Consider the following 21154-nt stretch of genomic DNA (forward strand, 5'->3'; position numbering starts at 1 on the left):
TTCACTCAGTATGAAAGTGAGACAAACATGGCATTGGTAGAAGTACAAGTCCCGGACATCGGGGATTTCGATGAAGTGACTGTCATTGAGTTGATGGTCAAAGTGGGCGACACCGTCAAAGCCGAGCAATCTCTGATCACGGTCGAGTCCGACAAGGCCTCGATGGAGATCCCGTCCAGCACGGCGGGCGTTGTCAAGGACATGCGCGTGGCTTTGGGCGACAAGGTCAAGCAAGGCTCCATCGTGTTGGTGGTCGAAGCCGCTGGTGCAGGCGCTTCGGCTGCGCTTGCGGCACCGGCTGCTTCGTCCGCTGCTGCAACCGCCGCTGCGCCAGTTGCAGCCGCACCCGCCGCAGCGCCCGTGGTGGCTGCTGCTGCATCGGGCCCCGTGCAAGTCTTTGTCCCTGATATCGGTGACTTCAAAGACGTGGCCGTCATCGAAGTCATGGTCAAGCCCGGCGACACCATCAAAGTCGAACAATCGCTGATCACGGTCGAGTCCGACAAAGCATCGATGGAAATTCCGTCCTCGGCTGCGGGCGTGCTCAAAGAACTCAAAGTCAAGGTGGGTGACACCGTCAACATCGGCGACCTGCTGGCCGTGCTGGAGGGTGTGGCCACTGTTGCAGCCCCCGTGCCCGCCCTGGCTGCGGCTGTTGCGGCGCATGTCGCTGTGGTTTCAGCCCCGGCCGCTGCGCAAACGCCCGTCGCGGCCGCTGCCGCTGCGGTGGCCGCTCCTGCCCATGCGCCTGGCGGTCACAACGTGGGCTTGCCCCATGCCTCCCCATCGGTGCGCAAGTTCGCGCGCGAGTTGGGCGTGCCGCTGGACGAAGTCAAAGGATCCGGACCCAAAGGCCGCATCACGGCGGACGACGTGCAAGCCTTCACCAAGGCCGTCATGTCGGGTGCTGCCCAAACCAAGGCGCAAGCGGCCAAAGCCCCGGCGTCTTCGGGTAGCGACGGCGCAGCCCTGGGCCTGATCCCTTGGCCCAAGGTGGACTTTGCCAAGTTCGGCCCCATCGAGCGCAAAGAAATGGGCCGCATCAAGAAGATCAGCGGTGCCAACTTGCTGCGCAACGCCATCATGATTCCGGCGGTCACCAACCACGACGACGCCGACATCACCGAGCTCGAAGCCTTCCGTGTCTCGACCAATAAAGAGAACGAGAAGTCGGGTGTCAAAGTCACCATGCTGGCGTTCTTGATCAAGGCGTGTGTGGCCGCGCTCAAGAAATACCCCGAGTTCAACAGTTCGCTCGACGGCGATGCACTGGTCTACAAAAACTACTGGCACATCGGCTTTGCCGCTGACACACCCAACGGTTTGATGGTCCCGGTCATCCGCGATTGCGACAAAAAAGGCGTGCTGCAAATCAGCCAGGAAATGGGCGAATTGGCCAAGAAAGCCCGCGATGGCAAACTGGGTCCCGCAGAAATGACCGGCGCAACTTTCACCATCTCCAGCTTGGGCGGCATCGGTGGCAAGTACTTCACGCCCATCATCAACGCGCCCGAAGTGGCCATCCTCGGTGTGTGCAAGAGCACCATGGAGCCCGTCTGGGACGGCAAGCAGTTTGTGCCCCGCCTGATGCTGCCGCTGTCTTTGACATGGGACCACCGCGTCATCGACGGCGCCGCAGCGGCACGCTTCAACGCGTTCCTGGGTCAAATCCTCAGCGACTTCCGTCGCGTATTACTTTGAACTTTGGGGGCGGACCAAAGCGCAGCTTTGCTCGGACCCCAACACATTGAGAAGACTATGGCACTGATTGATATTCAAGTCCCCGACATTGGCGACTTCGACGAAGTCACCGTGATCGAGTTGATGGTCAAACCCGGCGACACCGTCAAGGCCGAGCAATCGCTCATCACGGTCGAGTCCGACAAGGCCTCGATGGAAATCCCATCCTCCCACGCGGGTGTGGTGAAAGAACTCAAAATCCAGCTCGGCGACAAGGTCAAGCAAGGCTCGGTGGTCTTGGTGCTGGACGGCGAGGGCGCTGCAGCAGCCCCGGCTGCCGCGCCAGCTCCAGCGGCTGCCACGCCCGCAGCACCCGCTGCCCCAGCAGCAGCGGCCGCAACCACAGCCTCATCCTTCGGCGGCTCTGCCGACATCGACTGCGATCTGCTCGTCTTGGGCGGTGGCCCTGGCGGTTATTCGGCCGCATTCCGTGCCGCTGACCTCGGCTTGAACGTGGTCATCGTGGAGCGCTACGCCACCCTGGGCGGTGTGTGTTTGAACGTGGGTTGCATCCCTTCCAAAGCCCTGCTGCACGTGGCAGCCGTGATGGACGAAGTGGCCCACATGGCGGACCTGGGTGTGGACTTCGGCGCGCCCGCCGTCAACATCGACAAGCTGCGCGGCCACAAAGAAAAAGTCATTGGCAAACTCACGGGCGGCCTGGCCGCCATGGCCAAGATGCGCAAAGTCACCACCGTGCGCGGCTTGGGCCAATTCGTGGGAGCCCACCACCTCGAAGTGTCGGAAACCACCGGCACCGCACAAGAACAAAACGGCAGCAAAAAAGTGATCGCCTTCAAGAAGGCCATCATCGCGGCAGGTTCTCAAGCCGTGCGTTTGCCTTTCATGCCCAACGACCCACGCGTGGTCGACAGCACGGGCGCTTTGGAACTCAAAGAAGTGCCCAAACGCATGCTGATTCTGGGCGGCGGCATCATTGGCCTGGAAATGGGCACGGTTTACAGCACCTTGGGCGCACGCCTCGATGTGGTGGAAATGATGGACGGCCTGATGCAAGGCGCGGACCGCGACCTGGTGAAGATCTGGCAGAAGATGAACGCCAAGCGCTTTGACAACATCATGCTCAAGACCAAGACCGTGTCCGCACGCGCTTTGCCCGAAGGCATTGAAGTCACCTTCGAGAGCGCTGAGCCTGGCGGCACAGCCCCCGCGCCACAGGTGTACGACTTGGTGTTGCAAGCCGTGGGCCGCACGCCCAATGGCAAAAAACTCGCTGCTGAAAAAGCCGGTGTGGCGGTGACCGATCGCGGCTTCATCAACGTCGACATTCAAATGCGCACCAACGTGCCGCACATCTTCGCCATTGGCGACATCGTGGGCCAGCCCATGCTGGCGCACAAAGCGGTGCACGAAGCCCACGTGGCGGCCGAAGTGATTGCGGGCGAACTGCAAGGCAACAAAGAGCTGGCAGCGGCTGCGTTCAACGCACGCGTGATTCCGAGCGTGGCCTACACCGACCCCGAAGTGGCCTGGGTGGGCTTGACCGAGACCGAAGCCAAAGCCCAAGGCATCAAGGTCAAAAAGGGCTTGTTCCCTTGGTCGGCTTCTGGCCGCGCCATTGCCAACGGCCGCGACGAAGGCGTGACCAAACTGCTGTTTGACGATTCACCCGAGGCCCACGGCCACGGCAAGATTCTCGGTGGCGGCATGGTGGGCACGCACGCGGGCGACATGATTGGCGAGATCGCTTTGGCCATCGAGATGGGCGCAGACGCGGTGGACATTGGCAAAACCATCCACCCCCACCCCACGCTGGGCGAGAGCATCGGCATGGCGGCGGAAGTGGCGCACGGCTCGTGCACGGACGTGCCGCCAGCGCGTAAGTAAACCCCACCACCCCGCGGGTCGCCATAAAGCCCGAACTGGCCACAGTTCGGGCTTTTTATCGTCAGCCTTCCAAAGCAGGGAAGGGTCGGTCAGTGGCAGGTTCCCGGTTCAGTCGGCATATCCCGGATTGAGCCGGTCGACCACCCGCATCATGGCTTCAAAAAACAGGCGCTCGCGTTCGCTTCGGGGGTGGCGGTCGAGAGGGCTGGGGTTTTGGATGCGCTGGATCACGGATTCGGTCAGCACGTTCAGGGGCTGGCCCGTGCCCATGGCCAGGACTTGGGTGCGGCAGGCTTTTTCGAGTTTGTAGAGCCGGCGGTAGGCTTGCGCCACGGTATCGCCAACCGTCATCACGCCATGGTTTTTCATGAAGAGCACGGTTTTGCCACCACTCATGAGTTGTGACAGGCGTTCTCCCTCCGACAACTCGGCCGCCAAACCTGTGTAATGGTCGTCGTAGGCGATGGCGCCATCAAAGAATGCCGCCGTTTGGGTGGCGGGCAGCAAACGGTTGGCTTTGAGCATGTTCAAGGCCAGCGCCCAGGGCTGGTGGGTGTGCAGCACCACTTTGGCCCCTGTCAGGCGGTGCACCGGGGCGTGGATCGACTGCGCTGACAGTTCCACCACGCCTTCCCCCTCCAGGGTTTCGCCGGCTTCGTTGAACACCATCATGGTGCTGGCGCGGGCTTCGGACCAGTGCACGCCAAAGGGTGAGATCAGGTATTGGTCTTCACGGCCCGGAACAGCCACGGTGAAATGGTTGTCGATGCCTTCGTCAAAATCGTGCAACACCGCCAAACGCAAAGCGGCGGCCAAGTGCACCTTGGCTTGCCAAATGGGGTCGTCTAGGTTTGGCACGGTGGCTTGTGCTGAGGCGGTGTGAGGTGCCATGGCTGTTTTCTCAATGGGTGAAGGTCCCCGCACTCTATGCACGCGGGGCCGGCAGAACTGTCACGTGTGTGGCAAGGTGACCTTCGAATTTCGCTCGACCCACTTCGCGACATTGCCACAGCGCACCCTCGTGACCGAAAGGCAAGGGGTGACTTTCTGAGTCAATGCGCCCCGAGGTAGCACCCCTCAACCCGCTCAACCTCATCGCCTTCTTCGCTGCACAGCGCGGCAATCAAGGCGTGGTCCACCACCTGACCGGGCAGCAGCAGTTCTTCGTTCGTCCAGCGCTTGACCAAGTGGCCATTGGCCACGCCGCCGGTGTGGGCGGTTTGGTAGGCGCGGCGGTGTTGCATGGTGACACCGCGGTTGGCGTTGGCAATGAAGCGGCTCTCGCCCAAGGCCCAAGGTTCAAAGTAGGCGTTGGCCGCGGCATCCACCTGGCGGAAGTAGCTGCGCGCGCCTTCGGCGTTGAGTTTTTTGCGCACGGTGCGGGTGATGAGGCCTTGCAGGTGGTCGAGCGCAGCGTTGTCCATCTGCTCCAGCGTTTCGAGGCGCATGTCCTGCCCCGCGAGGGCCGCGTGGGTGCTCAGCTCGGCGGGCAGCACCTGCACCATGGCTTGGACCACATCGCGGTGCGGCGCCACAGCGGTGGCCACACCGCGTGTCTGCGGTTGAATGGGGCAGCGGATTTCCACAAAACGCGGTTTGACCGGGCCGGTGCAGCCGTCGTGGTGGTAGTACTCGCCTTGGCTCAGACGCCCTTTGCTGGAGCGCCCACGCACGTCGCGGTAGCTGGGGTGTTGGGTGTGCGAATTCAGGCAAACCACCAAGCCCGTGGCATCGACCAGCTGGTAAAAAGCCTCGCGCCATTCGGGCAAGAGGAGTTTGTCGTGCAGGTAGTCGGTGGGGCCTGCGTCCTCATTTCCGACTTCGCCCTCCATCACCAACACAAAGGGCTTGGGTCTGCGCACGCGCCACTGGCAGTTGGCAAATTCCAGCACCGAGCCGGATGTGACAGAGGGCGTGGCGGCACTGTGGCCCGTGAGATCAGACATGGAAAGGATGGCGTGGACGGTATGGCTGCGGACAGCGAAGGGCATGGGGGGCGATTTTAGGGCTTGGCACCGCGAGGGCTCAGGCCAGAGCCAGCGCTTGCCAAACCCGCACGGCTGCATAAGCATCGTTGGCCGCATAAATGAGTTGCGCCTCGCTCAAGCGGGCATTGGCCCAGTTGCTGGTGGCCGCTTTTTTGGATTTGATGAAGCGCTGGTTGAACAGCACCGCCACCGCGCCTTTGACGCCCATGTCTTTGCGGTAGCCGCGTTCATGGAACACGGTGTTGAGTTCCAAAATCCCTTGGGGCTCGATGCCCAGCTTATGGATGATGCGTTTGCGGTCGTCGCCCAGACCAAAGCCGGCTTTGACGATCCCCGGATGCGCCAAAAGCGCAGCGGCCACGGCGCGGCAATCGAGGTCGTGCAGCTGAAAAACCCAGGCCCGCTCGGGCGTTGACAGTTGCAGCACATGGGGCCCATCGGACTGTTCACCCACCTTGAAGGTGGGTTTGGACTCGGTGTCAAAGCCCCAAGCCGGGGCTTGCATCAGTTGCGCTTGGGCACGCCTGGCCTGCTCGCCCGTACAAACCCAAGTGATTCTGTCCAAGTCCAAACGCTCAAAGGGCGGGAGGAGGGCGATGGCGTCTTTGTCGGGCGTGGGCAGGGGTGCATTCATGGCGGGGCATTCGTGGTGTCAGGCACGAACTGTAGCGCCTCCCCCGAGCACTTGCGCCAGCACAGCCGCGGCTTGCTTGGCATCGTGTCCACGCCAGGCCACGATTTGGTCCGGGCGGATCAAGGCCAAGGGCGCTTCGTAGAGGGCCAAAATCTCGGCGCTGGGCTGGTGCACGACCCCCAAATCCAAACCCATGGCCGCTGCGGCGTTTTCGAAATCGGAAGTGTCAAGCCGCTCTGGGCCCATCACCAGCAAGGTCCATTCGGCGTGGAAAGTGTCAAAAAGCGAGCGACCATCGGGCAACCAGGCGTGGGGTGGCCTGCCGCCCGGGGTGGCGCAGGGCGTGTAGCTGTTGGCCGCATCGGGCGGGGCGGTGGTGCCGTCGCTCACGATGATGGGGCTGCCGTCGTAGCGCCCGCCAAATGTGACGCCCGGGATGTTGAATTCACGCCGCACATGGCCATTGAGGTAGTCCGACGCCAGGCCGCGGGCGGCTTCGCCTTGCGGGCTGAGGTCCTCGAGTTCGGGCGCGGCGTCAAACAGGCCGATCGAGTCGGCAAACTGGCGCGCATAGCCGGTGTTGCGCACGGCCAAGGGATGGCGTTCGAGCTGGTAGCTGTCCAGCAAGGCGGCTGGCGCTTGGCCTTTGAGCACGCTGGCGAGCTTCCAGCTGAGGTTGACGGCATCTTCGACCGCGGTGTTGTAGCCCAGGCCCCCGGTGGGGGTGAAGAGGTGCGCCGCATCGCCGCCCAAAAACACCCGGCCTTGCTGGAAGGATTCGGCCACCAAGGCGTGGCCGGCCATCCAGGTGGCCATCGAGAGGATCTCGATGTCGATGGGCTGACCAAACGCCAGGGCAAACAAGCGCCGTGCATCGGCTTCGGTCAAGGCTTCGGTGGCCGCGTCGTCGCCCATTTGGATGTGGAAGGCGAACTCGCTCACGCCGTCTACCGACATGATGAAGGCGCGCAGCTCGGGGTTGACCACCACGTACATCCACGAGCGGTCGTTGGGGTTGCGGGCATAAAAGTCGGGGGCCTTGAGGTAGACCGCCAGCATTTTTCCGCCCATGAACTTGCGCTTGAAACCGGTGGCCCCGCCCCAAGCGATGCCGAGCTGGTGACGCACCATGCTGCGCGCCCCGTCGGCGCCCACCAAGTAGGCGGCTTGGACGTTCTGGGTCTGCCCCTCGTTGACCGAGGCGACCACGGCTTCGATGCCGCGGCCGGTGTCGGTGAATTGCTGCAACTGCCAGCCGTAGCGCATCTCGACGCTGGCTTGCTGCTGCGCATGGCGGTGCAGGCAGACCTCGACGTATTTTTGGGACACCCGGTGGGGCAGCTCGGCGGCGCTCCACGAGCCGGACATGTTTTTGATGGCCTGTGGCGCTGCGGCGGCGGTGGGCAGGCGCAAACGCGCCAGTTCGGTGCCCGCAAAGCGGGTGAGGTAAGCGATGTCGGTCGGGTGGTCGGGCGGCAATCCCATACTGCGAATCTCATGCGCAAAGCCCAGACGCCGGAAATGTTCCATGGTCCGCGCCTGGGTGGCATTGGCCTGCGGGTTGAAAGCGGTGCCGGGTTTGGCGTCCACCAGCAGGCAGCGGATGTGGCGACGTCCCAGCTCGTTGGCGAGCATGAGACCGCAAGGGCCGCCGCCCGCAATGAGGACGTCCACTGTCATGGTGTTGGGCATGAATGCATCTGCTCCGTGGAGGGGTCGCTGTGGTTTCAGTCTTCGCGTGCCAGACGAATCGGCAGCTCGACACTCAGGTATTGGGCGGGTAGACCCATGCGTGCAGCCGTTGCGGCATCGGCAGCGGGCTGAAAAGGGCGAACCAGGGAGGCGCGCACACCAAAGACAGCGTCTTTGTCGACCCAGGGGTCGGCCTCGTCAAAGACCTCGGTGATCAAGCTGCGGTAGCCGGGCGCTTCGACAATGATGTGGAAATGCGCTGGGCGCCAAGCGTCGCGGTGCGACACGCGCAGGAGCTCGCCCACCGGGCCGTCGGTGGGCACCAGGTAGGGGCGAGGGCGGATGGTGGCCAGCTCAAAGCCGCCGTCGGCCTGCACCTTGAGCTGGCAGCGCAGGTTGTCTTGGGGCTGGCTGTCGTCCATTTGCCAGTACATGCCGTTGTCGGCGTTTTGCCAGAAGTCGATGCTGGCGTTGGCCAGCGGCTGTCCATCGGTGTCGGTCACGCGACCCTGGATCAGCACGGCCTCACCGTCGTTGGCGTTGATCAGGTTGCTGCCGTTGTCCACCCAGGGTGATCCCCGGGTGTGGAATGGGCCGAGCACACTGCCTTCGGTGGCCCCGGGCCTGGCGGCCAGCAAATCCACCAGCGAGGACAGGCCCAGCACATCGGACAGCAGGGTGAACTCGCTGCGCGAGGGGCTGCTGATTTCGGCCATGCGGTGCAAAAAACCGATGCCGTCGCGCCACTCCTCGTGGGTCAGCTGGGTCTCGCTGGCAAAAGCGTGCAGGTGGTGCACCAAGCGGTTGACCAAGTGGCGTTGGCGCTCACCGTCCATGTTCGCAAAACTGCTTTTGACGGTGTCGGTCAGGTTGTCACGGGTGATGTTTTTCATGGTGGCCAAGGTTCATGTGGCCAACAGGCCGATGGCATTGCGCAAAATGCCAATACCCTCGATGTCAATCTCGATGGTGTCGCCGGGCTGCATCCACACCGGTGGCTTGCGGGCATAGCCCACGCCTGCAGGGGTGCCCATGACGATCACATCACCGGGCTCCAGCGTCATACAGGCCGACATCATGGCGATCGTCGGGGCCACATGGAACACCATGTCGGTGGTGCTGGCGCTTTGCATGACCTGGCCATTCAGGCGCGATTCGATGTGCAGGCCCACGCAGCCGGGGGGCAACTCGTCGGCAGTGACGAGGCAGGGGCCAAAGCCGCCCGTCTGGTCAAAATTCTTGCCCACCGTCCATTGGGTGGTTTTGCGTTGGTAGTCGCGGAAGGTGGCGTCGTTGAAGCAGGCGTAGGCAAACACCGATTCGAGCGCCTGTTCTTCGCTCACATTGCGCGTGGTTTTGCCGATCACCAATGCCAGCTCGGCCTCGTAGTCCAGCGATGTGGAAATCGGTGGGATCGGGATGGTGCCGCCGTGCGCCAGCAAAGACGATGGGCCGCGGAAGAAGATGGTGGGGTAGTCCGCCACCTTGTTGCCGCCTTCAGCGGCGTGGTCGTGGTAATTCACACCCAAGCAGATGATCTTGCTGGGGCGGGGCACGCAGGGCAAGAGGCTGATCTGGTCCAGCGGTGTGGCCGCGAGACTGGCCGCACGCTGGCCGATGGTGGCCATGAGCGCCGCGTTGCCACTGGCCTGGGCAAAAAAGTCGTTGATGCTGGCAGGGGCCTTGTCCATGCACAGGCGCATGTCGACCACGCCTTGGTCTTTCAAAACGCCGTAGCGTGTCTCGTGGTCTTGTGTGTAGCTGATGAGTTTCATGGCAAAAGTTGAGCAATTAAAGTCCGAATTTACTGCGGCTGGATACCCAGGTCGCTGACGAGTTTTTTCATGGCCCGTTGTTGCGAGGCAAAGAAATCACGTGCGAGCGCTGGTGTATCGCTTCTTGGGTAGACGCCCATGTCGTTCAGGCGTGTCACCATTTCAGGGGAGTTGATGATGCGGTTCACGTCGGCATTGATTTTTTCAATGACGGCGTTGGGCGTTCCTGCTGGAACAATGATCTGAAACCAGCCGATGGCCTCATAGCCAGGGTAAGTCTCGGCGACGGTGGGAATGTCCAAGCCCGGGAGGCGTTGGGCCGAAGTGACGGCCAGGGCCTTGAGTCGTCCGCTTTTGATCTGGTTGATGAGTCCTGGAATGCCGTCTGTGGTCATCAGCACATCACCGCCCAACAGGCCCGCCAGTGCGGCAGGGGGCGCCGGGTAGGGCACCGTGGTCATGCCCATGTTGCCGGCTTTGTTCACCATTTCCCCAGCCAAGTGAGGGAGTGAATTGGGCTGCGGCGCGGCAAAGTTGGCCTTGCCTGGGTTGGCCCGTGCGAAACGCGCCAAATCTTGCAAGGACTGGATGCCTGAAGTGGCATTGGCAACCAACACCAATGGGCTGGTGCCGATGGTGGCCACTGAGCTGAGGTCTGTATCCGGGTTGAATTGGGGATTTTTATAAACCAGCGGGGTGATGGTTCCCATGGCGGCCGGGACAAAACCCAGGGTATAACCGTCGTTTGCTGAGCGCGCCAAAGCCGACATGCCCGGAATACCGCCAGCGCCAGGACGGTTTTCCACCACCACACCTTGTCCCCAAGCTTGCCCCAGGCGTTCACCCAAGAGTCTGGCAATCACATCTGGAGCGGCGCCAGCACCCGCCGGCACAATCATCTTGACGGCCTTGTTGGGCCAAGTTTGAGCCACAGCGGTGGCGTTCAACAAGGTCAATGCCGCAAGGGCTGCGACACCCAGTAAGCGTCGGCTCAAACGGTGGTGTTGGCGAATGTTCATAGTTGTCTCCATCGTAGGGGATTCGCTTGAATCAAGCGATCAGGGGTGTGAGTCTAGGGTGTCGCGGCGTTCGCAAAGAGAGGGCAAAATAGGTTTGCCGTTCACAAAATGAGAACACCCAAATGAAACTCAACCAATTGCGCGATCTGGTGACCATCGTCGAGCGTGGCAGCCTGCGCGGGGCAGCCCGTCACCTGGACGTCGCCCAGTCCGGGCTAACGCGCAGCATCAGAAGCTTGGAGCGAGAACTGGGGCATCCCATGTTTGAGCGCGAGGCGCGGGGCATGCAGCTCACCCCCATGGGCAGGGTTTTTTACCAACGTGCCAGTTCCGCCATGAACGAACTCCGACGCGCCGATGAAGAAATGTCTCAGGCACAGGGCGGCGTTCAGGGGACGGTGGTGGCGGGCCTGTCCATCATGCCCCACCTGGGCATGCTGCCTGGGGCTTTGGGGCCATTTCGCAGGCGCTATCCAGGCGTGACGCTCAAGGTCATTGAGGGCCTGTACCCCGCGATTGAGCCGGGCCTGCGCAACGGGAGCATTGATTTTTATCTGGGCGCAGCGTCGCAAGACGATCCCGCACCGGGCCTGGTCAGTGAGACGCTTTTGGAAAACACACGCATCGTGGTGGGCCGCAAAGGCCACCCTCTTGGCGCTGTGCGCTCGCTGAAAGACCTTTGCCAAGCGGACTGGGCGACGCCGTCATTGGATGTCAATGCCACAGAGGACCTGCACGCGGTGTTTTCTCGATTCAAACTGGGGCCGCCTCCCATTCGCTTGCAGGCCAATTCGGCCATGTCCCTGTTGGTGGCCTTGGCGCACTCGGATTTGCTGACCATGTTGCCTCGCCAGTGGGCTGAATTTGCGCTGACTCAGCATGCTTTGCAGGTCATCCCGGTGCGTGAAAAACTCTCAGCGCCACCCATCGTGTTCATACGCCGGGCCGACTTGCCCTTGACACCCGCTGCGGACCATCTGAGCGACCTTCTCAAGCGGTATCAATGACAGGCCTGTTTGCGCAGAATTGGACGAACTGCACCAGCGGTCTTGCCAGACTCTGATCTTCAGTGCCCAGCGCCGCAGCGCCTGAAAAATGGTTGTGCTCCGGCAGTACCAGCCACTGCGGTTGAAAGCCATGCCGTGTCACGAGTTTGGAGAACAGGGCGCCTGCCTGCACCTGCATTTGCGGCAAGTCATGTTGCGCAGTGGCCACCACGATGGGGAAGGGCGCTGCGTCCATGCGCTCCAAAATGCTGGCTTGGGCCCAATCCGATCGTTCAGCCCCAAAATACGCGTCGTTGCGCGGGTCAGGGCTCGCAATCCCTAAGGGGCCGCGCGCCAAACGTTCGAGCTGTGCGTCGTAGGGCCCAGAAAGCAAGAACGCTCCGGCAATCTGCCAATCAGGCGGTTGAAATGCACGGATCAGGGCCGCAGCCGCAACATGCGCTGCACCGGCTGACTCGCCCATCAGAACCAGGGCATGAGGGTGGCCACCGAAACGGCCGCACAGCGCGCGCAAGCGCTGGCAAGCGGCCACAACATCCTCTGCGCCTGAGGGCCATTGCGCCGCGGGAGCGAGCCGGTAATTGGCCAGCACCGTCACAAAGCCTTGCCGTGCACCCCACCAACCCAGATGGGCCCGGTCTGATTTGTCCCCTCGGATAAAGCCGCCACCATGCAGGAACAGCAACACGGGCCGTTGTTGGCTGGTGTCGTCCGGAAAATAAACGTCCATCACCTGGCGAGGTTTTTCACCGTAGGGGATGTCGGCGGCCAGCCCGATGCCGGCCGTTTCCTGAGACGCGGTACGCGGACCGTAAAAAGCTTTGACCTCAGGCATGGGGGCATGACCGCCCCATTGGCGCAGTTGGGTCAGAACCTCTGGCGCAGGGCCTGGGGTGAGGGTTTGGGTGTGGCTCATCAATCGACTTTGGCGCCCGTTTGCTGCACGACCTGCCCCCACTTTTTGGCTTCGCTGGCGATGTAGGCGTCGAGCGTCGGGCGGTCCATGCGCACGGTTTCCAGCGACTGCGCGGCAAAGCCTTCGTTCAAAGCCTTGTTTTGCAGGATCTTGTTGATTTCGGCGTTGACGCGGTCCAACACTTCTTTGGGTGTACCCGCCGGGGCCAGCATGGCGAACCAGGTGTTGGCTTCAAAGCCGGGGTAGCCCAGTTCGGCCACGGTGGGCACATCGGGGAGGGCGCCGCTGCGTTTGCTGCTGGTCACGGCCAGTGCGCGCACTTTGCCCGCTTTGGCCAGTTGCACCACAGGCGGTATGGAGGTGGATCCGACAGGCACTTGTCCGCTGACCACGGCGTTGGCTGCCGATGCCGGGGCGTGCGGGATGTGCAAGATGTCCACTTTGGCCAAATTGCGGAACAACAATTCAGCCCCCAGGTGCGTGGTTGTGCCGTTGCCCGAGGAGGCGTAGCTGAGTTTTTCGGACGGGGCCAGCATCAGCAATTCTTTGAGGGTGTTGGCCTTGACCGAGGGGTGCACGTACAGGATGTTGGGCGACACCGCGGCCATGGCCACCCCCGTCAGTTCTTTGCCGACGTCGTAGCCGGCCTTGCTGTAAAGCGATGGGTTGACCGCGTAGGCCACGCTGTGCATGAGGAAGGTGTAGCCATCCGGGGCAGAGCGCGCCACAGCCTGCGTGCCAATATTGCCGCCTGCGCCGGGACGGTTTTCGATCACGACAGGCTGGCCCATGGCTTCGGACAGAGGCTGCCCCAATGCACGGGCGACGATGTCGGTGGAACTTCCCGGCGGGAATGCCACCACGATTTTGATGGGCTTATCAGGGTAGGCCGCGTGCGCAGCGCCCATTGAAAAGACCAGTCCTGCGACACACCATTGGATCAAAGCTTTCACGGTTTATCTCCTGAGCAGGGCATCTGCTGTGGGCATGCTAGTGGAGCTGCCTGACGCGGGGTGTCACGTGTGGGGCTTGTGGCGTGGAGGCTTTTGGGTCTTCTCGGTGGCTTCCTTGCGCAGGGCACGTTCGGCGTCAGCCTGTTTGCCTTCGGCCAGCCACGCCGCAAATTGGACGGGCGTTTCGATGGTCACGCGCCCGAGTGCGCCAGAACGGAAGTCATGGATCACGATGTGTGCGGCTTTGGTGGTGTTGACGCGTCCGCCGCTTTGCATGGCCCCGCGAAGACGGCCAATCGCTTCAAGCAATGTTTCGTCCGTGTGGCTGGCCACATCGTTGATTTTGTAGCGCTCACGCAAGGCCTGTGGGTAGTGGTGAATCAGGTAATGGAGCAACTCCAGCGCCACCACTTCCTCGTCAAATGCGTTCACACCGATCGCCCCGCTGGCGGCCAAGTTGTAGCCGCTTTGTTCGACGATGATGCGTGGCCACAGCACGCCAGGTGTGTCGTACAGATAGAAGTCATCGTCCAAGGCAATGCGCGCTTCCTGTTTGGTCACACCCGCTTCATCGCCCGTTTTCGCGGCGCGTTTTCCTTTGAGTGTGTTGATCAAGGTGGATTTGCCCACGTTGGGGATGCCGCAAATGAGCACGCGCATGGGTTTGACCATGCCGCCGCGAAGGGGCGCGAGTTTTCTGCACGCATCGATCAGCGCTTTGGCCGGTTGCGACATGCTGGTGTCCAAGCCCATGGCGCTGACGCCGGGCAGGGCGTTGTAATGGCCCAGCCAGAGGGCAGTTCGGTCGGGGTCTGCCAGGTCTTGTTTGCTCAAGATTTTGAGCGCGGGCTTGCCTTTGATCAATTCGGCCAGCATCGGGTTGGCGCTCGAGCCGGGCAATCGGGCGTCCAGCATTTCAATGACGACGTCAATCTCTTTGATTCGTTCCCCAATCGCTTTGCGCGTGAGGTGCATGTGTCCTGGGAACCATTGAATCGCCATAAAGCTGTCGTCAACCGAAGGTCAAAAAAAACCTATTGTCCTTCACTTCACTTTCGCACCCACCAGCATCCATGCAGGCATGAAAAAAGGCAGCGGGGTAAAACACCCGACTGCCTTTTGGCTGAAGCGAGAGAAGATTACTTCTTCTTGTTCACAGCGGCTTTGAAAGCGGCGCCAGCGGTAAAGCGGGGCACTGTGGCGGCTGCAATTTTCAGCTTCTCACCGGTGCGTGGGTTCTTGCCAACGCGGGCTGCACGCTTGGCAGCTTTGAAAGTGCCAAAGCCAATCAGTTGCACGTCTTGTTTTTTGGCAACTGTTTTGGTGATGATGTCCACCAAGGCGCTGACGGCACGGCCTGCAGCTGCTTTGGACATGTCTGTTTCGCCTGCAGCTGCTTTGGACATGTCTGTTTCTTTGGCCAATGCTTCGATGAGTTCTGCTTTGTTCAAGATTTTTCTCCAAATGAATAGAACGGCGAGATTTTGCCACGCAACCGAAGAGGCTTCCACATATTTCCTCTCATTTTCATCAATTTATTGCGCCACATTACTTTACATAATATATATCGTATGCATTTCATAGTGCAAAGGTTTTATCAAAAAAACGCAACTCATCCGGTCACAAAGGTAAATTTGATACGAATTTGAAGGTAAATCTGATGCTACTCACCAATTAAAAGTAAATCTGATACAGAAAACTTATCTTCTTGCTGCTGGGAACGAGAGTCATTTTTTTGCAATCCTCAGAGGAGCAATACTCCTCTTTGTCACCGATTTGGATTTTTTCGGCAGCGCATCGTTGAGGCGCGCAAGATAGCCAGATGCACGCTCAGATAGCAGTGTGTTTTGAATGTTGAGCTCGTGCAGTTGCTTGTTCAGATTTTCCGCCAGCTGCCAAGCCTCATTTTTTTGTTGTGTCTGCTTCTTTCTTTCAAGCTCCAGCTCTGTCTGTAATTTTTTAACCTGTTGGCGCTCGCGATCCATTTCAGTCATCAGTCTTCGTTCTGAAGTCGCAAACTGTGTCTGTAGCGCTTGGATTTCTGCACTGTGAGCCCGAAACTGCTCATCGTGACGGCGACGCTCCACATTGCTTTCTGAAACGTGCTGCTGAAGCGCCAGCCGCGATGATGTGAGTTCCTCATCTTTTTTGTTCACAAGCATTTGAAGCTTGTTCGCCTGATCTTGAGATTCGGCCAGCCTGATATGTAGAGCATCAAGGGCTTGCTTGAGTTCAGATGCCTGGTGCGCGAACGCTCCACGCTCAGTTTCAATTTCAGCAAGCACTTTCGTCATTTGCTGTTCTTGCTGACTTGCTGCGTTCGCGAAATCTGCTTTAGTCGCCTCGAAGACACTGTGTGCCTCATGCAAAGCGCTTTTCCAGAAGCTTTTCATGGCTACTTGCACAGTAGCTGGCAATTCGCTTGTTTTATCGGATTCACCCGTTGGTCCTCTCAAACGCTCTCCCAATGAGGAAAACCAGACCTCCAGCATCGGGCCCACGGTGTTGGGCGATCCACGGCCCAATTTCATGCGAACACGTTCGATGGTCGGTTTGAGTTGCTCACTGAGCAATTCGTCGGCTGCGCCGTTGACATCGGTTTGCTGAACACCCCTTGGACTTTTAACTTGCATCGCCCTGCTCCTTGCTGTAAATTTACCGACGATAAGAGATATTTATCGTGATTTAAAGGATAAAAAGATAAATAATCTTACATGCTATGTAAGATTTCTTCAAATAAATAAGCCGCCCATGAACTTGCGCCTGCCCACGCTCAAAAATACACCCGCCCTGGAGCCAGAGGCTCTGAGCGAAGTCACCCAACGCGCCGTCGAAGATCTGCTGCGCGAAGGTGAATCAAAAAACACCCTCATCAGCTACCGCAGCGCCTTGCGCTACTGGGCCGCATGGTTTGGTGCACGCTACGGCCGACAAATACAGCTGCCCGTGCCCACCGCCTGTGTGCTCCAGTTTGTCGTCGACCACGCGGATCGAACCACCGACAAAGGCCTGGCGCACGAGCTGCCCATCGAGATCGATCAAGCCCTGGTGAAATCCGGCTTCAAAGGCAAACTCGGCGCACTCGCACACAACACCCTGATTCACCGAATTGCGGTCCTGTCCAAAGCCCACCAAATCGGCGAGTTCAAAAACCCTTGCCACGACCCCAAAGTGCGCGAGCTTCTCTCCCGCACCCGCAAGGCCTACGCCAAACGGGGTGCCCTCCCCCGCAAAAAAGACGCCCTCACCAAAGAGCCTCTTCAAGCCATCTTGCAAACGTGCGATGACTCAGTCATCGGCATCCGCGATAGAGCACTGATCTTGTTCGCCTGGTCCAGTGGCGGGCGCAGGAGATCCGAGGTGGCCAGCGCAGACATACAGTTTTTAAAACGCACCGGCCCCGATGCCTATCTCTACAACTTGGCGTTTTCCAAAACGAACCAGGCCGGAGCAGAACGCGCTGAAAACCACAAACCCATTTTCGGGCTCGCAGCGCAAGCCCTCTCGGCATGGCTCACCGTCAGCCACATCACCAGCGGGGCGATTTTCCGAAGAGTGCGCAAAGGCGGTCACATCGGTGAAGCGCTCTCCCCTGCCGCTGTCAAAGATATCGTTAAAAAGCGATGCTTGTTGGCAGGCATTGACGGCAACTATGCCGCCCACTCCCTGCGCTCAGGGTTCGTGACAGAGGCAGGCTTGCAAAACGTTCCCCTCGCTCAGACCATGGCCATGACGGGGCACCACAGCGTCTCCACCGTGTTGGGTTATTTCCGCATCACACAAGAGGCTGAGGTGACAGACCTTATGAGAGATGCGCGCCCCAACACTTGAAGCTCAACTGGGGTATGAACTTGTATGGAAAATCAGGCACAGGAGATCAAATGAAGACCATCACGCTCTATTTCGCAACCGCAATCGCTGAAATCGTGGGGTGCTACCTGCCCTGGCTCTGGCTCAAGCAAAACGGATCTCCATGGTTGCTGATACCCGCCGGAGTCAGTCTGGCGGCCTTTGCGTGGCTACTGACACTGCACGAAGCTGCCACCGGACGCGTCTACGCTGCTTACGGGGGTGTCTACATCTTTGCAGCTATTCTTTGGCTATGGGCCGTCGACGGCATCCGACCATCGAATTGGGATGTCGCGGGTGTTGCCGTGGCCCTGCTGGGTATGAGCATCATTGCCTTTCAACCGCGCTAGGAACAGATCCTCAATTTGGAGAATGCTTTGAAAAAAGCGCCTTGCTTGCGGATCTCGGAACAGTGTTTACGGGCGCTCAAAGGGACTCGTACCCCTTTGACGCAAATCAGTGCGCCCCATGCACATGGCGCGCGCCTCGCTTGCCCACCGGCCCCACTTCCTTAGAGGCCTGAGCAATTCCGGAAAGTACACCGCACTCACTGACAGCGCCGTTTCCGGCACAACCGGTTCGCAACTCAACAAGTTGCCTTTGCAAGACCTTCAGCTCTCTGATTCGAACCGCCACATGCTTGATGTGCTCATCAACCAAGGCGTTGATGTCAGAACAGTCCTGTGGGGGGGAATCTTTCATGCGCAACAGCGCTCGAATCTCATCCAGGGCCATGTCCAAGCTTCGGCAGTACCGAATGAACGAAAGTCGTTCAACGTGCTCCGGTCCATAGACGCGGTAGTTGCCTTCTGTTCGCCCCGGCTGTGGCAACAAGGCCTCACGCTCGTAGTAGCGAATCGTCTCCACCTGTGTATCGGTGGCCTTGGCGAGCTCTCCAATCCTCATGGTGTCCTCCATCAGCGGTTGACCATATTTTAGGCGCTTGACTCTAAAGTGGCTACAGGGTTTCTAATCGCTGTAACGAGGAAGAAATCATGAGTACAAGTACATCTTGCGAAGGCGCAAAGCCACAGGTCCGCCCGACTGAGAACGGATGTTCAGCCGCTTCCTGCGTACCCTTGGTGCAATCTGAGCAGGACGTGGCGCATATGAACACAGACCAGTCACAGAAAAGGTTCCGTATCTCCAACATGGACTGCGCCTCAGAGGAGTCCGAGATCCGGCGCGCTGTGGATGGCATCCCGGAAATTGAAGCCTTGCGATTCGATCTGGGGGCACGCGTACTGACCATTTCTGCGAGCCAAGCTGCATTGCCAAACGCACTACAGGCGATTCGAAAGGCAGGGTTTAAGCCTGAGCCCATCGATGAAGCCGACAAAAAACCTTCCGGTACAACTAATGCGTCTGCGACGTTTTGGGACATGTGGGGAAAGCTTCTGGCGGCGCTCGGCTTGGCATTGGCAGCAGAGGCGATCGCGTACGCCTTCCCTGCGACGACCTGGATCAAAGCCCTGGGCATGGCCATCGCTTTGGGTGCCATCTTCCTTTCAGGCTTCGGCGTCTACGGAAAAGGCCTGGCTGCGCTGCGGCAAGGACGATTGAACATCAACGCCCTCATGGCAGTAGCCGTCACAGGCGCCTTCTTGATCGGCCAGTGGCCTGAGGCCGCCATGGTGATGGCGCTCTATGCCATTGCAGAGGCCATCGAAGCGCGGGCGGTCGACCGCGCTCGAGGTGCCATCAAAAGCCTTCTTGCCTTGTCACCAGAGCAAGCCGAGGTACGCCAGGCCGACGGGGGCTGGCTTCGGATTGGCGTCAAGTCTGTTGCATTGAAATCGGTGGTGCGTATCTCTCCGGGTGAGCGTGTTCCGCTTGATGGCACCGTGCTGGCGGGTCAGAGCGCGGTGGATCAATCGCCTTTGACAGGCGAGAGCCTGCCCGTGGACAAAGGACCTGGTGATGAGGTGTTTGCCGGAACCATCAACCAGGCCTCTGCTTTGGAAGTCCGGGTCACATCGCCCGCCTCAGACAGCACGCTCAGCCGGATCATCAAAGCCGTCGAGGAAGCGCAGGCCTCTCGCGCACCGACGCAGCGTTTTGTTGACCAGTTCGCCGCCGTCTACACACCTGCGGTCTTTGCCCTTGCGCTGCTGGTTGCCGTCCTGATGCCCTGGGTGGCCGGGATCACGTGGCTCGAAGCGGTCTACAAGGCTTTGGTCCTGCTTGTGATTGCATGCCCTTGCGCCTTGGTCATCTCCACACCCGTCACGGTGGTGAGTGGTCTGGCCGCAGGGGCACGGCGGGGTATTTTGATCAAGGGAGGCGTTTACCTTGAAGAAGCCCGAAAGATCAAAGCCGTCGCTTTGGACAAAACCGGCACCATCACCGAAGGGAAGCCCAAATTAGTGGCGTTCGAGCCCATCGCGCCTGACGAGCCAGAGCAACGGGTAGAACTGCTCGCAAAGAGCCTGGCTGCGCGTTCAGACCACCCCGTCTCGAAAGCGATTGCTCGAGGCCTAGCGGTACAAGCCCAAGAAGTCGGAGCATTTGAAGCGGTCGCAGGTCGTGGCGTCCAGGGGGTGATCGATGGCCACCCCTACATCCTGGCCAATCACCGTTGGATCGAAGAGCGCGGCCAGTGTTCTGCGACATTGGAAGCACGCCTCGCAGTTCATGAAGAGGCAGGACGAACTGTGACCATTTTGGCCAATCGGGACCGGGTGATCGCGCTATTCGCTATAGCGGACACGATCAAACCGTCATCGATCGAGGCCATTTCCGAGATGAAGGCGCTGGGGGTCGTTCCCATCATGTTGACCGGTGATAACGCCGCCACGGCGCGCACCGTAGGACACTTGGCAGGCATTTCAGAAATCCGAGGCAACCTGCTGCCCGAGGACAAGCTCAAGGCGATTGAAGAGTTCCAAGGACGATACGGTGTGACGGCCATGACCGGTGACGGCATCAATGATGCCCCGGCACTTGCAAAGGCGAACATTGGCTTTGCGATGGGCGCTGCGGGCACTCACACGGCCATGGAAGCGGCCGACGTCGTCGTCATGAACGACGACCTGCGCCGCTTGCCCGAGACGATTCGCCTCTCCAAACGTACCCATGTCATTTTGTGGCAGAACATCACCCTGGCTCTGGGCATCAAGGCGGTGTTCCTGCTCATGGCCATCTTTGATGACGCGTCTATGTGGATGGCGGTCTTTGCCGACATGGGCGCAAGCTTGTTGGTGGTTTTCAACGGGCTTCGGCTTCTCAAGGCAGTCAAGTGATGGCTCCTTGGCAGCTGTAAACCTCTTCCATTTCCTCAGGATTACTGAGGCCAACGCCTCGTCCCGTGATCAAGCAAGCCTGAAGCGACTAAACTATCAACTTATGAAAAAGTTCTTGGCAATTTTCTTGCTGGTTCTGTTGCCCTTGCAATACAGCTGGGCAGCAATAGCAAGCTATTGCGAGCACGAAACCAGTGTAACTGCCAAGCACCCTGGTCACCACACCCATGACCATGCGTCAATTGACCAGCAAGAGTCCAGCAAAAATGCCCCTCAATCGGCGGGCATGGACCATGACTGTGCCACTTGTCATATGGGTTGCGCCGCTGCCCTGGTCAGTGATCTGAGCAAGACCACATTAGCGGCCTCTGACGATCACCCACTTCACCTTCAGGTCATTGCTTCTCATATGGCAAGTGAACGTCCTGAACGGCCTCAATGGCCCGTGCTTGCCTGATCGGCGAGCCTCGGGTTTCTTTACCTTTCCCTCT

General features: G+C 59.8%; 20 protein-coding genes. 7 read left to right on the forward strand and 13 right to left on the reverse strand.

What is annotated here, in order from left to right:
• Window positions 1-27 precede the first annotated feature (27 nt).
• Both aceF and lpdA read left to right on the forward strand, forming a co-directional pair.
• Window positions 28-1701: a dihydrolipoyllysine-residue acetyltransferase gene (gene aceF, locus B9Z31_RS08405; RefSeq protein ID WP_100119095.1), complete on the forward strand. Its 1674-nt coding sequence runs from the start codon at window positions 28-30 to the stop codon at window positions 1699-1701.
• Window positions 1702-1758: 57 nt separating this feature from the next.
• Window positions 1759-3588: a dihydrolipoyl dehydrogenase gene (gene lpdA, locus B9Z31_RS08410; RefSeq protein WP_100119096.1), complete on the forward strand. Its 1830-nt coding sequence runs from the start codon at window positions 1759-1761 to the stop codon at window positions 3586-3588.
• Between the two features lie 108 nt (window positions 3589-3696).
• Here lpdA and B9Z31_RS08415 read toward each other — a convergent pair whose 3' ends face one another.
• The 7 genes from B9Z31_RS08415 to B9Z31_RS08445 form a co-directional block, all read right to left on the reverse strand.
• Complete coding sequence (locus B9Z31_RS08415; protein ID WP_100119097.1) at window positions 3697-4479, reverse strand: class II aldolase/adducin family protein; 783 nt, start codon at window positions 4477-4479, stop codon at window positions 3697-3699.
• A 161-nt stretch (window positions 4480-4640) separates the two neighbouring features.
• On the reverse strand, window positions 4641-5579 hold the full coding sequence (locus B9Z31_RS08420) for a hypothetical protein (RefSeq protein WP_233200848.1): 939 nt from the start codon (window positions 5577-5579) through the stop codon (window positions 4641-4643).
• A gap of 34 nt (window positions 5580-5613) precedes the next feature.
• The gene (locus B9Z31_RS08425) at window positions 5614-6210 is read right to left on the reverse strand and encodes a 3'-5' exonuclease (protein ID WP_100119099.1); all 597 of its coding nucleotides are present in this window, start codon (window positions 6208-6210) and stop codon (window positions 5614-5616) included.
• A gap of 18 nt (window positions 6211-6228) precedes the next feature.
• Window positions 6229-7902 carry an FAD-dependent oxidoreductase gene (locus tag B9Z31_RS08430; RefSeq protein WP_100119100.1) on the reverse strand — a complete coding sequence of 558 codons (1674 nt, stop codon included), beginning with the start codon at window positions 7900-7902 and terminating at the stop codon, window positions 6229-6231.
• A gap of 35 nt (window positions 7903-7937) precedes the next feature.
• Complete coding sequence (locus tag B9Z31_RS08435; RefSeq protein ID WP_143473828.1) at window positions 7938-8795, reverse strand: dioxygenase; 858 nt, start codon at window positions 8793-8795, stop codon at window positions 7938-7940.
• A gap of 12 nt (window positions 8796-8807) precedes the next feature.
• A complete protein-coding gene (locus B9Z31_RS08440) occupies window positions 8808-9677 on the reverse strand; it encodes a fumarylacetoacetate hydrolase family protein (protein ID WP_100119102.1) in 870 nt (289 codons plus the stop codon).
• Window positions 9678-9706: 29 nt separating this feature from the next.
• A complete protein-coding gene (locus B9Z31_RS08445; RefSeq protein ID WP_158235669.1) occupies window positions 9707-10696 on the reverse strand; it encodes a tripartite tricarboxylate transporter substrate binding protein in 990 nt (329 codons plus the stop codon).
• A 122-nt stretch (window positions 10697-10818) separates the two neighbouring features.
• Here B9Z31_RS08445 and B9Z31_RS08450 point away from each other — a divergent pair, with 122 nt between their 5' ends.
• Window positions 10819-11703: a LysR family transcriptional regulator gene (locus tag B9Z31_RS08450; protein ID WP_100119104.1), complete on the forward strand. Its 885-nt coding sequence runs from the start codon at window positions 10819-10821 to the stop codon at window positions 11701-11703.
• Here B9Z31_RS08450 and B9Z31_RS08455 read toward each other — a convergent pair.
• The 5 genes from B9Z31_RS08455 to B9Z31_RS08475 all read right to left on the reverse strand — a co-directional run bounded on the left by B9Z31_RS08455 (window position 11687) and on the right by B9Z31_RS08475 (window position 16205).
• Window positions 11687-12619 (reverse strand): alpha/beta hydrolase, encoded by a 933-nt coding sequence (locus B9Z31_RS08455; RefSeq protein WP_100119105.1) that lies wholly within the window; start codon window positions 12617-12619, stop codon window positions 11687-11689. The genes B9Z31_RS08450 and B9Z31_RS08455 overlap by 17 nt on opposite strands.
• Window positions 12619-13572, reverse strand: a complete 954-nt coding sequence (locus tag B9Z31_RS08460) for a tripartite tricarboxylate transporter substrate binding protein (protein WP_143473829.1) — start codon at window positions 13570-13572, stop codon at window positions 12619-12621. Before B9Z31_RS08460 ends, B9Z31_RS08455 begins: the two co-directional genes overlap by 1 nt.
• Before the next feature lie 63 nt (window positions 13573-13635).
• On the reverse strand, window positions 13636-14574 hold the full coding sequence (gene ylqF, locus B9Z31_RS08465; RefSeq protein WP_100119107.1) for a ribosome biogenesis GTPase YlqF: 939 nt from the start codon (window positions 14572-14574) through the stop codon (window positions 13636-13638).
• Between the two features lie 137 nt (window positions 14575-14711).
• Complete coding sequence (locus B9Z31_RS08470) at window positions 14712-15023, reverse strand: HU family DNA-binding protein (protein WP_100119108.1); 312 nt, start codon at window positions 15021-15023, stop codon at window positions 14712-14714.
• A 276-nt stretch (window positions 15024-15299) separates the two neighbouring features.
• Entirely contained in the window at window positions 15300-16205 is a 906-nt protein-coding gene (locus tag B9Z31_RS08475; RefSeq protein ID WP_100119109.1) for a DNA-binding protein, read from the reverse strand.
• Between the two features lie 124 nt (window positions 16206-16329).
• Here B9Z31_RS08475 and B9Z31_RS08480 point away from each other — a divergent pair, with 124 nt between their 5' ends.
• A complete protein-coding gene (locus B9Z31_RS08480; RefSeq protein WP_228769245.1) occupies window positions 16330-17403 on the forward strand; it encodes a site-specific integrase in 1074 nt (357 codons plus the stop codon).
• A 50-nt stretch (window positions 17404-17453) separates the two neighbouring features.
• Complete coding sequence (locus B9Z31_RS08485) at window positions 17454-17771, forward strand: YnfA family protein (RefSeq protein ID WP_053176984.1); 318 nt, start codon at window positions 17454-17456, stop codon at window positions 17769-17771.
• A gap of 106 nt (window positions 17772-17877) precedes the next feature.
• Here B9Z31_RS08485 and cadR read toward each other — a convergent pair whose 3' ends face one another.
• Window positions 17878-18327, reverse strand: coding sequence for a Cd(II)/Pb(II)-responsive transcriptional regulator (cadR, locus tag B9Z31_RS08490; RefSeq protein WP_100119145.1), 450 nt, complete (start codon window positions 18325-18327; stop codon window positions 17878-17880).
• Window positions 18328-18416: 89 nt separating this feature from the next.
• On the opposite strand from cadR, the gene B9Z31_RS08495 reads away from it, so the two are divergent.
• Together B9Z31_RS08495 and czcI are read left to right on the forward strand one after the other, a co-directional pair.
• Window positions 18417-20663, forward strand: coding sequence for a cation-translocating P-type ATPase (locus B9Z31_RS08495; protein WP_100119110.1), 2247 nt, complete (start codon window positions 18417-18419; stop codon window positions 20661-20663).
• A gap of 103 nt (window positions 20664-20766) precedes the next feature.
• Window positions 20767-21120: a cation efflux protein, CzcI family gene (czcI, locus tag B9Z31_RS08500; protein WP_100119146.1), complete on the forward strand. Its 354-nt coding sequence runs from the start codon at window positions 20767-20769 to the stop codon at window positions 21118-21120.
• Window positions 21121-21154: the final 34 nt, after the last annotated feature.

This window comes from Limnohabitans sp. G3-2 (assembly GCF_002778275.1).
Classification (GTDB): Bacteria; Pseudomonadota; Gammaproteobacteria; order Burkholderiales; family Burkholderiaceae_C; genus Limnohabitans_A.